Source organism: Desulfuromonas sp. (genome assembly GCA_002869615.1).
GTDB lineage: Bacteria > Desulfobacterota > Desulfuromonadia > Desulfuromonadales > UBA2294 > BM707.
Window position 1 is genome coordinate 1 of sequence record PKUH01000044.1, and the last position, 15,827, is coordinate 15,827.

12 protein-coding genes are annotated in these 15,827 nt (G+C 51.2%); 2 read left to right on the forward strand and 10 right to left on the reverse strand.

Going from position 1 to position 15,827, the window contains the following annotated elements:
• Positions 1-475 precede the first annotated feature (475 nt).
• From recJ to C0623_05160, 9 genes are all read right to left on the reverse strand, one after another.
• Positions 476-2,206 carry a single-stranded-DNA-specific exonuclease RecJ gene (gene recJ / locus C0623_05120; protein PLY01665.1) on the reverse strand — a complete coding sequence of 577 codons (1,731 nt, stop codon included), beginning with the start codon at positions 2,204-2,206 and terminating at the stop codon, positions 476-478.
• Entirely contained in the window at positions 2,194-3,111 is a 918-nt protein-coding gene (locus C0623_05125; GenBank protein ID PLY01666.1) for a hypothetical protein, read from the reverse strand. Before C0623_05125 ends, recJ begins: the two co-directional genes overlap by 13 nt.
• The gene (locus C0623_05130; protein ID PLY01667.1) at positions 3,101-3,676 is read right to left on the reverse strand and encodes a hypothetical protein; all 576 of its coding nucleotides are present in this window, start codon (positions 3,674-3,676) and stop codon (positions 3,101-3,103) included. The genes C0623_05125 and C0623_05130 overlap by 11 nt, the downstream gene beginning before the upstream one ends.
• A complete protein-coding gene (gene secF, locus C0623_05135) occupies positions 3,673-4,596 on the reverse strand; it encodes a protein translocase subunit SecF (GenBank protein ID PLY01668.1) in 924 nt (307 codons plus the stop codon). Before secF ends, C0623_05130 begins: the two co-directional genes overlap by 4 nt.
• Before the next feature lie 11 nt (positions 4,597-4,607).
• Positions 4,608-6,206 carry a protein translocase subunit SecD gene (secD, locus tag C0623_05140; GenBank protein PLY01669.1) on the reverse strand — a complete coding sequence of 533 codons (1,599 nt, stop codon included), beginning with the start codon at positions 6,204-6,206 and terminating at the stop codon, positions 4,608-4,610.
• Positions 6,207-6,235: 29 nt separating this feature from the next.
• Positions 6,236-6,586, reverse strand: coding sequence for a preprotein translocase subunit YajC (yajC, locus tag C0623_05145; GenBank protein PLY01670.1), 351 nt, complete (start codon positions 6,584-6,586; stop codon positions 6,236-6,238).
• A 37-nt stretch (positions 6,587-6,623) separates the two neighbouring features.
• On the reverse strand, positions 6,624-7,742 hold the full coding sequence (locus C0623_05150; protein ID PLY01676.1) for a tRNA guanosine(34) transglycosylase Tgt: 1,119 nt from the start codon (positions 7,740-7,742) through the stop codon (positions 6,624-6,626).
• Between the two features lie 20 nt (positions 7,743-7,762).
• Positions 7,763-8,797: a tRNA preQ1(34) S-adenosylmethionine ribosyltransferase-isomerase QueA gene (locus tag C0623_05155; GenBank protein ID PLY01671.1), complete on the reverse strand. Its 1,035-nt coding sequence runs from the start codon at positions 8,795-8,797 to the stop codon at positions 7,763-7,765.
• 89 nt (positions 8,798-8,886) lie between these two features.
• On the reverse strand, positions 8,887-9,069 hold the full coding sequence (locus tag C0623_05160; protein PLY01672.1) for a DUF2065 domain-containing protein: 183 nt from the start codon (positions 9,067-9,069) through the stop codon (positions 8,887-8,889).
• Positions 9,070-9,391: 322 nt separating this feature from the next.
• On the opposite strand from C0623_05160, the gene C0623_05165 reads away from it, so the two are divergent.
• A complete protein-coding gene (locus C0623_05165) occupies positions 9,392-11,452 on the forward strand; it encodes a hypothetical protein (GenBank protein ID PLY01673.1) in 2,061 nt (686 codons plus the stop codon).
• Between the two features lie 10 nt (positions 11,453-11,462).
• Positions 11,463-13,652, forward strand: a complete 2,190-nt coding sequence (locus C0623_05170) for a hypothetical protein (protein ID PLY01674.1) — start codon at positions 11,463-11,465, stop codon at positions 13,650-13,652.
• 46 nt (positions 13,653-13,698) lie between these two features.
• Here the strand turns inward: C0623_05170 and C0623_05175 are convergent, their stop codons facing one another.
• On the reverse strand, positions 13,699-14,736 hold the full coding sequence (locus tag C0623_05175) for an N-acetyl-gamma-glutamyl-phosphate reductase (protein PLY01675.1): 1,038 nt from the start codon (positions 14,734-14,736) through the stop codon (positions 13,699-13,701).
• Between the last annotated feature and the right edge of the window lie 1,091 nt (positions 14,737-15,827).

Sequence of the window (15,827 nt, forward strand, 5' to 3'; positions counted from 1 at the left end):
ACTTAATTGGCCGCGATGAAAATCTATCAAGGTCTGTTGTTAACCCTTGAAACTGAAAAGGGTCAAAGGCTTTTGCCTCGCGAAGGTGCCTGATCAGATCCTGATTTAAATCCATTTAATCATGAAGAAATCATGAGGCTAAATAGATTGTGGTTGTAAGAGCTGAAAAGCTAAGGACATTGCCACGGATGAACACAGATGAGCACGGATAAGACTGTAAACAACCCTTTTGATTTTATTAATCTGTGAGTATCTGTGTATATCAGTGGCTGGAAGTGTTGGATGAATTGGTTAGATTGGTTGGATTTTAACAAATAAAACTGATCGAACCAGTAAAACAAATTAAAACAAAGCTTAAATTAAAACAAAGCTTATTTAACTCTCCCGCTCTCCGCCTCTCCATTAATATTGGTTTCGCTTTGCAAATATTGTTTTGATTCTGATCAGCGGTGAAAAAGACTGGCCCTGGATTGGTTCAGCCTTTACTCCCAGCCGCTCTCCGGAAATCCCTGACCCGGAGCTGTACTTCGGTTCGCCCCTTCCAGTGGTTCAATTCCGGCACAAAAAGCAGTTCGACTTCGCCGACCAGCTCATCCTGTCGCTCAGCCAGGCCGAAGGCGATGCAGGAAATGGTATAGGCATCCTGGCGGGCGGTAAATTTCAAATGCCTGTCGCCCACGACTTTCAGACCGGAAACAGCGACGTTGCGAACAACAAATTGCGGTGACGGATTCCCCATGCCGAACGGCGACAAGCGGTCTAGTTCATTGATTGCTTCGGCCGTCAATTCCTCAATAAGGACTTCACCGTCATACCCGACAAGAGGCCGGTCCGGCTCCGCTTGCTGACGAATAACTGCCTGTTCGAATGATTCGCTAAAATGGTCAATCGCGTTGCTATCGAGTGACAGTCCGGCTGCAGCAGCGTGACCGCCATAGCCTTTGAGATGACCGGAACACTCCTGCAACGCCTGATAAAGATCGATATCACGGGTCGACCGGCCAGACCCTTTGGCCTGTCCGTTTTCTATTGCAAGCAGGAACGTCGGACGATAGTAACGCTCGACAAGACGGCTCGCGACGATCCCGATCACTCCGGGATGCCACTCCGGGTCAGCCAGCACGATCGTCCGGCGTTCTTCGGAAAGTTCGGCGACTCCCTTTTCCGCCTGGCGCAAGGTTTTGACTTCGATATTCTGCCGTTCCCGATTAAAATCATCGAGCAAGGCGGCAATCTCGGCCGCCTCGTCATTATCGTCGCTCAATAGCAGCCGGACCCCGAGAGCTGCATCTTCAATCCGTCCGGCGGCATTGAGGCGGGGTCCGAGCTTAAAGCCGACGCTGCCGGCATCAATATCATTGATCCCGGCAACCGCTTTGAGAGCACCGACGCCGATCCGCTTTCCGGAATTCAGAACCTTCAAACCACTCTTTGTTAACAGCAGATTCACACCGATCAGCGGCACAATGTCGGCAATCGTCCCCAGCGCAACCAGGTCGAGTGAATACCTGAGATCCGGTTCCGGACACGCAGTATCGAAAAAGCCGTCTTCACGCAACGCCTTGCGCAGGGCAACAAGCAGAAAGAAGGCGACCCCGACACCGGCCAGATTCGGGTCTGGAAACCGGCAATCGGGCAAGTGCGGGTTAATGATCGCATACGCTTTCGGTAAAACGTCCGGCGGTTGATGATGATCGGTAATGATCAGATCGATCCCGTAGCCGGCAGCAACTGAAGCTTCCTCGACCGCAGTCACTCCGCAATCGACCGAAACAACGACCGAGACGTTTTGGGCCGCCGCCTTGTCAATCGCCGCCGCGGACAGACCATAGCCATCCTTGAGACGCAGCGGTATATGGTATCCGACTTCAGCGCCGAGTTTGTCCAGGAATTCGACCAGCAGCGCAGTCGCGCTGATGCCATCGACATCATAATCGCCATGCACCAGAATCTTCTCGTCGTTCCTGATCGCCTTAACCAGCCGGGAAACGGCCTTCTCCATGCCAGCCATGAACGACGGATCGGGCAGCAAGGAGAGATTTCCTTCAAGAAAAGTCCTTGCTGAAGCGGCATCGTCAATTCCACGCAGCAACAGAAGCCGGGCCAGGATCTCCGGGATTTTCAGGGTCGTCGCAAGAGCGGCAACCTCTTCTGATCCGATTGCCGCGCTCCTGACCTCCCATGCCCTGTTCCTTATCGGTTCCATTGCGGGCCGCTTGCCGGGTCGGGGGTTGAACGGATCGGCAAAATACGGACCTGCCCGAGGTAGGATTCGACCTGTTGATCAAAAAATGTTGCTCTGATTTGAACCGGTTCGGTCGCTCCCCAGTAATTCCGCGGCATGTTAAAATCATCAGGCACGTTCTCTCCGAGAAAAACATTCCGCTCATTTTCCATAATCGTGTTGTTCTCGATCAGGTAGTTGCGCGGATGGGAAGTGACGAAAAAACCTTTCCGGTTGCAGACGATATTATTCTTGCAGATAACCGGCTGACCGAAATGAAAGCGGATGCCGGTATCATTGTTGCGGATGAGATTGTTTTCGATCAGGATTTCACTGGAGTGGAAGCGGATCGCAACGAGATTCTCTTCAAAAATCGATTGTTCAATGTAAACGCGTGATTCCTGGCTGTGAATGGCGCTGTCAGCCTGGCGAAATATGGCATAGGCGAAGGAGGAGTCATTGGTCCCGACCAGATTGATGCCGCCCCAGCTGCCGGGCGGAGCGGTCGGGTCGGGAGAGCGGAAAATGATCGGCTGTTCAGCGGTCCCTTCGGCAATGATGGTGCCGCGAACAATCAACTCGCTCCCGGTGAAATGCGGATGATCAACATAGAGGTCATTCTCACCCGGCGGATAAAATACGATTTCCGTTCCGGGGGCAATTTCGAGGCGACTCCCCTTCTCGATCACGAGATCGCCTTTTATGTCAACCCGTCCCGACCATTGCAGATCACCGGACAGGGATTGACCACTGGGACGCCTGTCGAGACAACCGACCGCACCGGCGAAAACCAGGCAAAAGATTAACAGTATGCGTAGAGAACTGGTCATTTTACAATAAAAAGGCCGATCGACACCGGCGATCGGCCTGATTGTTTTATTGGGCACCGATTCCTTGCGGATGCGCCTTCATAAAGGCGATCTCCTTCTCGATGTTGCTGGTTGATGGACCGGCTGGAACCAGCTGCAGAAACTTTTCCCAGACTTCAATCGCCGCCGGGAAATCATTGAGATCGTAGCGATAGACGATCCCGAGATTATACATACTCTGGGTATGGTTGGGATTGATCTGAATCGCTTTCTCGAAATTGGCAACGGCGCGGTCATACCAGCCGAGCTTGCGGAACATCACCCCCTGGTCGGTCAGAACATTCGGATCGTTACCATCCAGCTCAAGGGCCTTGTCGTACGCCTCTACCGCCTGGAGAAACTGGTTCGAATCGAAGTAACTGTTGCCGAGCTGTACCCAGGCGGTCCGGTTTTCCGGCTCTTTGGCAACGACTTCATTGAGCATTTTTATTTTCTGGTCGTGGTTCTGCACCGGGGCGCTGGCTTGGGGCGGTGCCTGGGTCGACACCGACGAACTGCCGCCGCCCTTGTTGCCGACAATTATTCCGACCAGCAAACCGACAATCAGCGCAACTACGATAAAAAGAATGTTTTCTTTTTTCATGTCGTACTCCCGGCGGCCTTCCGGGCCGCCTTGAAATTATCCCAATATATCAGCAACGGGCTGGCTATAAAGATCGATGAGTAGGTACCGACCAAAACACCGATCAGCAGAGCGAAGGCAAAATCATGAATGACACCACCGCCGAAAACAAACAATGCAGCAACAACCAACAAGGTCGTCCCGGACGTTAAAATCGTCCGCGAAAGCGTCTCGTTGATACTGCGGTTAATAATTAAACCAAATTCTTCCTTGTGCATTTTGCCCATGTTCTCGCGAATCCGGTCATACACGATGATCGTATCGTTCAGTGAATAACCGATGATTGCCAGAAAAGCAGCGATAATCGGCAGGTCGATCTCCTTGCCGAAAACCGAAAAGGCCCCGAGCGTAATACTGATGTCATGGATCAGGGCGATGATGGCACCAATGGCGAAACGGAATTCAAAGCGCCATGTGATATAAAAAAGAATCCCGATCATCGCGTAAAGAATCGCCAGGAACCCTTTCTCCCGAAGGTCGGCACCGACTTTAGGCCCGACCATTTCGGAACGACGAAGTTCGACCATCTCGGCCCCGTATTTTGCCGAAAGGGCCAGGTTAATATCTTTATTCAAACCCTCCAGTTCCGAGCTGGTATTCGCGGCCCGTATCAAAAACTCATTGGCATTATCACCAAACGTCTGCACCACCAGGCCGCCCAGGTTGAGATCGGCAAGTGCTTCTTTAACTTCGGTCGGGCCGGTCTCCGTGCCGATCTTGATCTGCACGAGAGTTCCCCCGGAAAAATCGATGCCGTAGCTCGGGCCGCCGTTGACAACCAGTGAAGCGGCGCCGACAACCAGGATGACAATCGAAAAGAGGAGTGCCAGCTTTCTTTTGCCGACAAAGTCGATATTTATATCAGGTTTAATCAGTTGCATTGCGGTCTCCTCTATATACTCAGGTTCTTGACCTGTTTGCGGGACAGGAACAGGTCAAAGATCAATCTCGAAACAAAGATAGCGGTAAACAACGATGCCAGGATACCGACCGAGAGGGTTACGGCAAATCCCTGAACCGGACCGGTTCCGAACTGAAACAGGACGACTGCGGCAATCAGGGTCGTAATATTGGCATCGATAATCGTCAAAAACGCTTTACCGTAACCCGACTCGACAGCCAGGTGCGGCGGCCGGCCGGTTCTCAGCTCTTCTCTGATCCTTTCGAATATCAGAACGTTGGCGTCAACCGCCATGCCGACCGTCAGAACAATACCGGCAATACCGGGCAGGGTCAGAGTCGCTTTGAACAGGGAAAGCATTGCCATAATAAAAATCAGGTTGAGAACCAGCGCCACGTTGGCAATCAGACCGGCACCCCGGTAATAGACCAGCATCGCCAGAACAACCAGTAGAGCGCCGATCATGATCGAGGTTTTTCCTTTATTGATTGAATCGAGGCCAAGCGACGGTCCGACCGTCCGGTTCTCCAGGATATTAACCGGAGCCGGCAACGATCCGGCGCGCAGGACGATTGCGAGATCGGTCGCCTCCTGCTCGGAGAAGCGGCCGCTGATCTGGGCCGAGCCACCGGCGATCCGTTCCCGGATAACCGGTGCTGAATAGACCGAATCATCGAGGATAATCGCCATCTGCCGGCCAACGTTCGCCGCCGTAATCTGCTCGAATCGCTTGGCGCCGACCGAGTTGAAATCGATCGTGACGTAAGGCTCGTTAAAGCGGGTATCGATCCGGACCTGGGCATCCTTGAGGTAATCACCGGTCAGGCTGGTACGGGTTTCAACAACGATCGGTGTTTCGGTGACGGCACCGGTTTGCCGGTTGACATTCTTTTCGTACAGCAGCTCGGTGCCAAGCGGCAGATCGCCTTGAAGGGCATTCTCGATGTTGACATCGGAAACCACCATTTTGAATTCGAGACGGGCTGTTTTGCCGAGGAGTGATATGGCCCGATCCGGGTCTTCAACACCCGGCAGCTGGATCAGGATCCGGTTGCCGGTCTGACGCTGCAGAATCGGCTCACTGACGCCGAACTGATCAATCCTGTTGCGCAGTGTTTCGAGAGCCTGACGAACGGCATACTCGCGGGTCTCTTCGATATCCTGGTCACTGAGACGGAAATTCTTCTGAATGTAACCGCCTTCGCTGGTCAGGGTCATCGGCTCGAGGTTGCCGAACATTTCCGTCATCAGGCCATCAATCTCCTGCCCGGCCTCCTCGTCATAAACCGTGACGACCAGCCGGTCACCCGGCTGCCGTTCCACCCGTTTATAGATGATATCTTTTTCCCGCAACTGGCTTTCTACCTGATCGACAATTCCATCGATCCGGCTTTCGACAGCCTTGTCAACATCGACCCCGAGAACGAGATGCATTCCACCCTGCAGGTCGAGACCCTTCTGGATCGGGGAGAAGTTGTCAGTCCACCAGGCCGGCAGGCTCTCCTGCATAAAGGATGGAGCCAGAGCCATAAACGAGACAGCCAGGCAGATAATTACCAGCAGCCCACGCCATTTAATACTTCCGCTCATATCGGTTATTCTCTCCTCAACGGGTTTTGTTACTGTGCCGGTGTTGTCTCTGCCGAGTCCTGGCCTTTGCCGCCAACGATCGAGCTGCGGTTGACCTTGATCTTGACGCCGCTGGCTATCTCGACCATCACAACCTTCTCCTGCAGTCCGGCAACTTTGCCATGGATGCCGCCGGCCGTGACGACATCGTCACCGAGGGCGAGAGACTCAATCAGTTGTTTATGGGCCTTGGCCCGTTTCGACTGCGGCCGGATCAACAGAAAATAGAAAATGGCGAACATGATCACCAGCATGATGATCCCTTCGTAACCGCCGCCGCCCTGTTGAGCATTGGGGGCCATCGCATGTGCATCACTGACAAATAAATCGAGTAAATTCATTTCGTTCTCCTTTTTATCAAGAATAGTTAGAGTCTTTTCAGTTTAAATCGGCAGCTCGCCCGGCATGGAATTGTTGGCGAAACTGCATAAAGTTACCGGATTCTATTGCGGCTCTCATCTGCGACATCAGGTTGTGATAATAATGCAGATTGTGGTGAGTATTCAATACCGAAGCGAGAATTTCATGACTCTGATACAAGTGCCTCAGGTATGAGCGGCTGTAATTCCGGCAGACATAACAATCGCAGTCAGGATCAATCGGTTCCCGGTCATCCCGGTAACGGGCCTGCTTGATACTGATTTTGCCGAAGCTGGTAAATAACACACCATTTCTCGCATTGCGGGTCGGCATGACACAATCGAACATATCAGCCCCTCTGGCCACGGCTTCGACCAGGTTCTCCGGGGTCCCTATCCCCATCACGTATCGGGGAGAGTCCGCCGGCAGGTACGGCAAGGTATGTTCCATCATTTCATACATGAGTTCCGCACCTTCACCGACCGAAAGTCCACCAACAGCGTAGCCGTCGAATCCGATGTCAACAAGTTCTCCGGCACTCTCCCGGCGCAAGTCCGGGAACATGCCGCCCTGAACGATACCGAACAGCAAGGCATCATCATCGGCCGATTTTGCATCTTTGCAGCGACGGGCCCAGCGGCCGGATAGAGCTGTCGATTTCGCAGTATACTCGCGACTCGAAGGATACGCTATGCATTCATCGAAAGCCATGATGATGTCAGACCCGAGAGCCTCCTGAACGGCAATCGACACCTCCGGTGTCAGCTTGTGCGAAGAACCATCAAGGTGCGACTGGAAAACGACTCCCTCTTCGTCTATCTTGCGGAGATCCCCGAGGCTGAAGACCTGGAAACCGCCGCTGTCCGTTAAAATCGGCCGATCCCAGTTCATAAATTCATGCAAACCACCCATGGCTGCAATCAGCTCTTCACCGGGGCGCAGGAACAGATGATAGGTGTTGGCCAGAATGATCTGTGCACCGATCTCCTGCAGGGCCTCCGGCAGCATGCCCTTGACCGTCGCCTGGGTTCCGACCGGCATAAATACGGGAGTTTCGATCAAACCCCGTCGCGTTTCAAGCCGCCCCCGCCGGGCTGCCGATTCACCATCGGTATGCGTACATTCAAAATGATTTATCACAAATCACACCAAAATCTTTATTGAACGAGCATGCAATCGCCGTAACTGTAAAAGCGGTAACGGTACATGATTGCTTCCCGGTATGCATTCATTACAGATTCGCGACCGGCAAAAGCCGAAACCAGCATCAACAAAGTCGACTGCGGCAGATGGAAATTTGTCAGCAGGGCGTCGATTGCCTTGAATTCGTATCCCGGGTAGATAAAAATATCGGTGCGGCCGGGACCACTTCTGAGCTGACCTGCCTCTGGATCCCACGCTGCTTCCAGGGTTCTGGTTACGGTTGTACCGACGGCCACGATGCGACGGCCTTCATGCCTGGCCCTGCTGACAGCCTCGGCGGTGCGTTCGGAAATATTGAAGCGTTCTTCATGCATCCGATGATCGTTTATACTTGTTGCACGAACCGGCAAAAAAGTCCCGAGGCCTACGTGCAACGTCAGGTAATGAATTTCAACGCCAGCAGATGCCAATTTGTGCAAATAATCGTTACTGAAATGCAGTCCGGCAGTCGGCGCCGCCAATGCTCCCGCTTCGCGTGCATAGACCGTTTGATAGCGTTCCCGATCTTCGGGACCATCATCACGGCCGAGATAAGGAGGCAAAGGCATATGGCCAATCCGGTCAAGAGCAGCAGCAATATCATCCGGTCCGGTGAGGCGGATCAGGCGACACGGATGCTCCGCCCCGGCAATAATTTCGCCAACCAGATCCTCATCGAAGAATATCCGGGTTCCCGGCTTTAACGGTCTTGAACTCCGGCTCAAACAATCCCAGAGATCAGTTTCCGGATCGCGCACTTCATTCAGCAGAATTTCAACCCGGCCGCCGGTCTCTTTGTGACCATACAAGCGAGCCGGAATAACCCGCGTATCATTCAACAAAAGAAGGTCACCCGGATTTAAATAATTCTCCAGTGACCTGAACATCTCATGCTTGACAGATGATGAGCATTTATCGAGGACCAGAAGACGGGAATCGGTTCGTTCTTTTGCCGGAGTCCGGGCGATCAGGTCGGAAGGCAAATCATAATCAAAATCTGACAATTTCATGCTGTAAAAAGTGCTTTCCGTCCCCTGAAAATCCTGGCTCACTCAACCACAATTACCGGGCAAAGTCAATCCTGTTTTCAGGGCTCATTTCAGGAGGAAAAGCGGACCAGAAGCAGGCCGATGACCATCGCACTGAAACCAAAAAAGCGGAGAGTCGAATCCGGGAGTTGATGGATCCGGGCCAACATCTTTTTCGTTTTTTCCGGCGACAAAAACCAGGGCATTCCCTCAAAAATGAGTACAACACCGATTACGGAGAGCAAATACGACATTAAACCGACCTAACATTCCAACATTACGTGTTTTTTTGGCAAATATATTGCAAACTATAACTGCTGAACAATTGTATCATGCCAGCGTTGAGTCCCTGAAACTATACGGAGCGTCGGGATCAAGTCAAGAAAAACAACAAAATCGAAATGTTATTACTGTTTCAGGAACAGAATCCGGTGGAAAAATACTACTCTGAAATGTTAACAATAGGGGCTGACGTTTTTTATAGTTGCCAATGCCATACTGTTTTTTCAAGCATTACTGTTTTGCATTCGGCCTTTTAACGAACACCCATGTCGTAATTAAGGCAAGTACCCGTTCATGAATTCTCTCAAGTTTAAAATTATCGGCCTGATTTCCATAATCGTCATCGCTACTGCGTTGATCACGGCCTGGATCAATATCGGCACCCAGAAGTCGCTGCTGTTCAAATTTGCCGAGCAGAACAGTCGAGTCATCGGTGAAACCATCCGCAACAGTATCATCACCAATATGGCAGTCGGTCAGAACAGTGAGGTTGCACGGATTCTGGAAAAGATCAACCGGGAACCGGCCATCGAGGGACTTCGTATCTTTGATGAATCGGGAAGGATTCTGATTTCGGCACAACATTCGGAATTCGGTGACCTGATCAACTCGGCCGAGCTTCTGGCCTACCGCTCCGGACGCTTATCCTTTGAACAATCAGGCCCGGAAGGTGAATTTTACAGTTCGCTGACGCCGATCCGAAATGCCAGAACATGTCATGCCTGTCACGATCCGCAACAGGATGTCCTCGGCATCCTCAGCGTCAATTTGTCTCTTGATGTTCTCGACCTGCTTGAAGCAAGCGGCAAGGAAGCAACGATCTACACCTCCCTCGGCACTGTTATCGTGCTCATTGTCGCGATCTCCTGCTTTATCCTGGTTTATGTCGACCGACCGATTAAAAAGATAATAAACGGTATCGATCGGGTCGAACAGGGCGACTTTGAAAACGCCATGACAAGTATCACCAGTTCGGCTGAAATGTCCCAGTTGAGTTATCGCTTCAACCAAATGGTTCAGGAACTCAAGGATTCGATTGAGGCCCGCATCGAACATGAACGCGAAATAGCGATCAATCAGGAAAAACTGAGTCACCACGAAGAAATCCAGGACATGAATATCACCCTCGAGGAGAGGCTCAAGGAGATCGAATTTCTCAACATCAGCCTTGAGGAGCGGATCGAGGAGATCGAGGAGGCAAACTTCCGGATTGCCGACCTCGCCAGTGAACTCGAAGATCAGAATACGACCCTGGAAAGAGCGGTTGATCGCCTCTCTGCACTTTACAAAATGGGCCTGGCGACCAATTCGATCATGGATATCGACCGGTTATTCGACATGCTGATCAGAAAAACAATGGAAACGGTTCAGGCGCATTACGGGTACATTCTTCTGGTCAACAAGGATGACTGGACCCTTTCTCTCGCCGGATCACATGGCATTCCGAACCTGGTCGGCAAGGAGGGATCCCTGATCCCGATCAAGCCGGGCGGCGTTTCGCACTGGGTTATCGTCAACAGTGAACCGCTCCTGATCCAGGACATCGAAACTTCCAGGGAGTTCAATAAATTGAGCCTGCTCGGTTTCGAACGTCAATCGGTATTGTGTGCCCCGCTTTCAATAAAAGACGAAATCATCGGAACCATTACGATGTCGAACCGTCTGGATGATGCGCCGTTCAACAAGGATGACCTCGACCTGCTATCAACCATAGCAGCCCAGGCGAGTGTCGCCATCAGTAACACCCGGCTTTATGAAGAGCAGCAGCAAACATATCTCAGTACGGTTCATGCCCTTGTTTCAGCAATTGAAGCCAGCGATACCTACACCCGGGGCCACTCGGAGCGGGTGACGCGTTACAGTCTGGCTCTCGGTCGTCATATGGGGCTCGATACCGAAGCCCTGAACCGCCTGGAGCAGGCGGCAATCCTGCACGATATCGGCAAAATCGGCATAGATATCTACCTGCTGCACAAAGTGGAGACGCTTAGTGTCGAAGACATGGACCGTCTCAAGGAGCATCCCAGCATCGGAGATCGTATCCTTGAGCCGATTTCATTCCTCAAGGGCATCCGCAAGATCATACTTCAGCACCATGAACGTTATGACGGTAAAGGGTATCCGAACGGACTTGAAAGAGACGAAATACTCCTTGAAGCCAAGATACTCTCTGTTGCCGACACTTACGACGCGATGACCTCCAGTCGTCCGTACCGGGCAGCTTTGACTCACGAAGCGACCATACAGGAAATAACCGACCATTCCGGCACCCAGTTTGATCCGATTGTTGCCGAAAACTTCATTGAAATGTGTCAGGAAAATTCTTTCGGCATCTCACTCTCTGCCAATAACTAGCGGTTACACTTTGGGCAATACAAGCAATCCAATCATTAAAACAACGTCCCTGCGCACCAAAATCCTGGTCCCGTTTTTTGTTATTCTGCTTGTTCTCGGCTCGGTAGCGACCATCGGCACAATCCTGATAATTACCGGTACACTGGAAAAAACTGCAGATGAACGACTTTCCGCATTCCAGCATCAGATCTATCAGGATATCAGGGGGCTTGAAGAGCTTTTAGTGCGCCGTTCGAACGTCTTTGAGATATCATCTCATCTTGAAAGTCTGTCCAACAACCACGACCAAAAAACGATTGCGCGAATTGAAAATCTGATCAACGAAAACCTCGTTACCGAGGGGATGACCACACGCACCGTTCTGGCCAAAGATGCTGCAAGTTACCCCGACAAGGAACTTGCCAAGCTGATGAAACTGGCCGGTATCAGTCACAACCCACAAATACGTTTCACTACCAGAATCGGACCGGAACCGGCGATAACTCTGGTCAAACCTGTTTATTTCAATCAAATGCTCAATCGGTATATTGTCATGCAGGCCTATACCGGAACAGGTTTTCTCCACAAAATCTCGACACCTTTAAACCTTAAGACTGCACTTTATGATCTCACCGGAGCGTTATTGACCACCAGTGAAAAGGATCATGATTTTTTGAGTCTCGACGAAAAGACCCTGGCCCGCGTTCTGCAAGGTGAGCGTGTCTTCATATCACACGAGAGGCTCCTCAAAAGACGTAATCTTTTTTATGAAATTCCGCTCGGTACGACCGACATGTTGATTGTCCAACTGGAAATGCCGCTGACTGATATTTCGCTGATCATCAACGCCCTCGCTTCAAGGTCGGCAATTGCAATCCTGATTGCCATGTTGATTGGTGGCTATATCTATTATCGACAGGTCACCCAGATAATCACACCGGCCCAACAGATGATGCTGGCGACCCAGGCGATCGGTGAAGGGAACCTCGACTATCGAATTCAACACCAGGGCGCGGGAGAGTTCGCCGAACTTGCCGATTCCTTTAACCACATGATGCAAAATATCAGCAACCTGTACGAGCATAAAATCGAAAACGAACGCGAATTAACGAAGGTACAGGAAGAGCTTAAATACAAGGACATTCTCGAGGAGAAGAATCAAAGAATCGAACAGGTCAATGCCGAGATGAAACTCCACCTCAAAGAGCTCTCGACCCTTCTTCAGTTGAATCAGGCGATGGCATCAACACTCGATCTTGATGAACTTTTCAACCGTGTGATCAATTCACTCAGTGATCTTCTTAACTGCAACATGGCGTCCTTGCTTCTTTACAACCACGACAATGGCAAACTTGAGATCAGCCATACCCTCGGGATTGAACATAGTGCCGTCGAGGAAGTTGATTTTAATCTCGATGAAGGAATTTCCGGAGAGGTGGCCCGGACCAGAAAGACGATCTATGTCGAGGATATAAAAAAAGACAAACGCTACCTTAATTATAAAGGTAATCTCGAATCAGGAGGATCTCTCCTGTCGCTACCCCTTCTTTCGAAAAACAGACTTTGCGGCGTACTCAACCTGCACAAGCAGAAGCAGCGCGGTTTTAACAAGGACGATATCAAACTGGCAAAAGCCGTTTCCAATCAGGCGGCGATTTCTATTGAGAACAGCCAACTTTACAATCAGGCCAAAGAACAGTCGGTGACCGACGAGTTGACGGGATTATCGAACCGCAGGCATTTCCAGGATATTTTCAACAGGGAGATCATCCATGCGCGTCGATATTCAACCAATATCAGCCTGATCATGATCGATATTGACTACTTCAAAAACTACAATGACACACACGGACACCTGCAAGGCGATATTGCATTGAAAACAGTTGCTCAAATTCTTCTGCAGAACACGCGCGGCATCGACCTTGCTGTCCGGTTCGGCGGCGAAGAATTTGTCATACTCCTGCCCAAAACAACAATCGCCGGGGCGCGAATAACTGCCGAAAAACTGCGTGAGATTATAGAGGATGAGTTGTTCCCGGGAGAAAACGAGAGTCAGCCGGGAGGCAAATTGACAATATCTCTCGGGGTCGCATCATATCCGGAAAATACCGACGACCTGAAACAACTGCTCGATCTTTCCGACCAGGCACTTTACCAGGCAAAGGAATCGGGCCGAAACCGGGTTGTTGTCTGGGACAAAATAGCAAAGCTGGCAGGGTAACAATAATAAATGCCGCCCCGATGCGATACCGCGGCTATCTGCATTTTCAAGGGAAAGCAGGAATGATTTGCAAACCACTCGTTTCCGAAAGACCGAGCATCAGATTCATATTCTGAACAGCCTGACCACTTGCGCCTTTGACCAGGTTATCGATCACCGAGACGACGACAATCCGTCCGGTCCGCTCGTCGCAAACAATACCAAGATCACAATAATTGCTGCCCCTGACAAATGCGATATCGGGCAGTACCCCTTCATCCTTCACCCTGACAAAGGGAGCATTGGCATACTGTTTCTTGAACAGCGCAATTGCTTCAGATGTGGTCATTGGCCGGAGCATCCGGGCATAACAGGTAGAGAGTATGCCGCGATTGACCGGCAGTAAATGAGGGGTGAAACTGACAACAACCTGTCGCCCGACAAGACCCGAAAAGGTTTGTTCTATTTCAGGGGTGTGGCGGTGTGCAGCAACCCCATAAGCCCTGAAGGCCTCGTTCACTTCACAAAAGAGGCTACTTTCCCTGGCCGACCGACCGGCGCCACTGGTTCCTGATTTGCTGTCAATGACAATCGAATCGGGATCAACGAGATTCTCGTTCAACAGCGGCATCAGGGCCAGGGCAGCACTGGTCGGATAACAACCCGGATTTGCGACCAGTTCCGCTTCGGCAATAGCTTTCCGGTTCAACTCCGGAAGACCATAGACGGCAACGGCAAGAAGGTCCTTGCTGGTATGCTTCTGGTACCATTTTTCGTACAGTTCTGCATCCTTCAACCGATAATCAGCGGAAAGATCAATAACCCGTTTACCGGCAGCAATAAAAGACGGGACGACCTCCATGGCTGTCTGATGCGGCAATGCAGTCAGTACAATATCGGCTTTCGCGCAGACCTGATCGACATCATTTGCATCAAACACCAGATCGATGCGCCCGGCAAGCGAGGGAAAAACATCCGCGACATTCTTCCCGGCATGTTGGCGGGACGTCACACAGGAAAGAGCAACATCCGGATGACCGGAAAGAATCCGGACAAGTTCAACGCCGGTATATCCACTCGCGCCTACAACGGCTATTTTCTGCATTTATATCAGCTCCAAATTAAAAGAAAGGTTGGTCGCATTTTACCGGTAATTTAGTGGTGCGCTTTCAAATTTCGCCATACTTTTTAACCGCACCCTGAAAGCAATAACTCCAGTTCGCCGGTATCGCGCGGCTGTCTTACATATAAGACAACTGTAAGTTTTAAGCTGTCAGCTGTCAGAGAAAACCAGGGAAAGTCTCAAAACTTCAAAAGCAAAGCCCTTGACTCACCCCCGTTGCTCTTGAGGTCGCTCCCGCCAGCGCAATCACTGAACCGCAGCCCGACCGCGACAGCCACGGAGACGAACTCTGTTTGCCTCAAGGCAAACTCCTGAGATGAACTGTTCAAAAGAAGCAAACCCAACGGCACTATAAGCCCCCAGCAAGGGAGCGGTTTCTTTGGTTCGTTTCTTTATCGCTTAATAAAGAAATGAACCCGGCTGCCGGGCCGGGACCCGGCGGTTATTTTTTTATTCTATCTACAGGGGGACACTTCCCTGAGATTCGGGTAGTGTCCCTGTTCGACAGTGTACCCGTCCAACAGTGTCCCGCCTATCAGTGTATACTATCAAACCAGAGGTCGCCGGTATCGCCCAGCGGGCTTCATACTTTTTTGCCTGTCCTGAGCCAGCCGAAGGGCCTGTCCAAGAAAAGTAAGCAAAAGAAAGACACCCCAGCTTACCCGCCTGATGATCAGGTTCCCTCACTGCGCAGATTTTAATCCGTCAGTCACTGGCGTTACCTGAACGCCGGATTGAAATCCGCTCGCTCGGCGGTCTTACATATAAGACAGCTGTAAGTTTTAAGCTGTCAGATGTCAGAGAAAACAAGGAAAAGTCTCAAAGCTTTAAAAGCAAAGCCCTTGACTCACCCGTGGAGCTCTTGAGGTCGCTTCCGTCAGCGCGATCACTGAACCGTAGCCCGACCGCGACAGCCACAACGACGAGCTGCGTTTGACTTGAGGCAAACTCCTGAGATGAACTGTTCAACAGAAGAGAACCCAACGGCACATAAAGCCCCCTGCAAGGGAGCGGTTTCTTTGGTTCGTTTCTTTATCGCTCAATAAAGAAATGAACCCGGCTGCCGGGCCGGG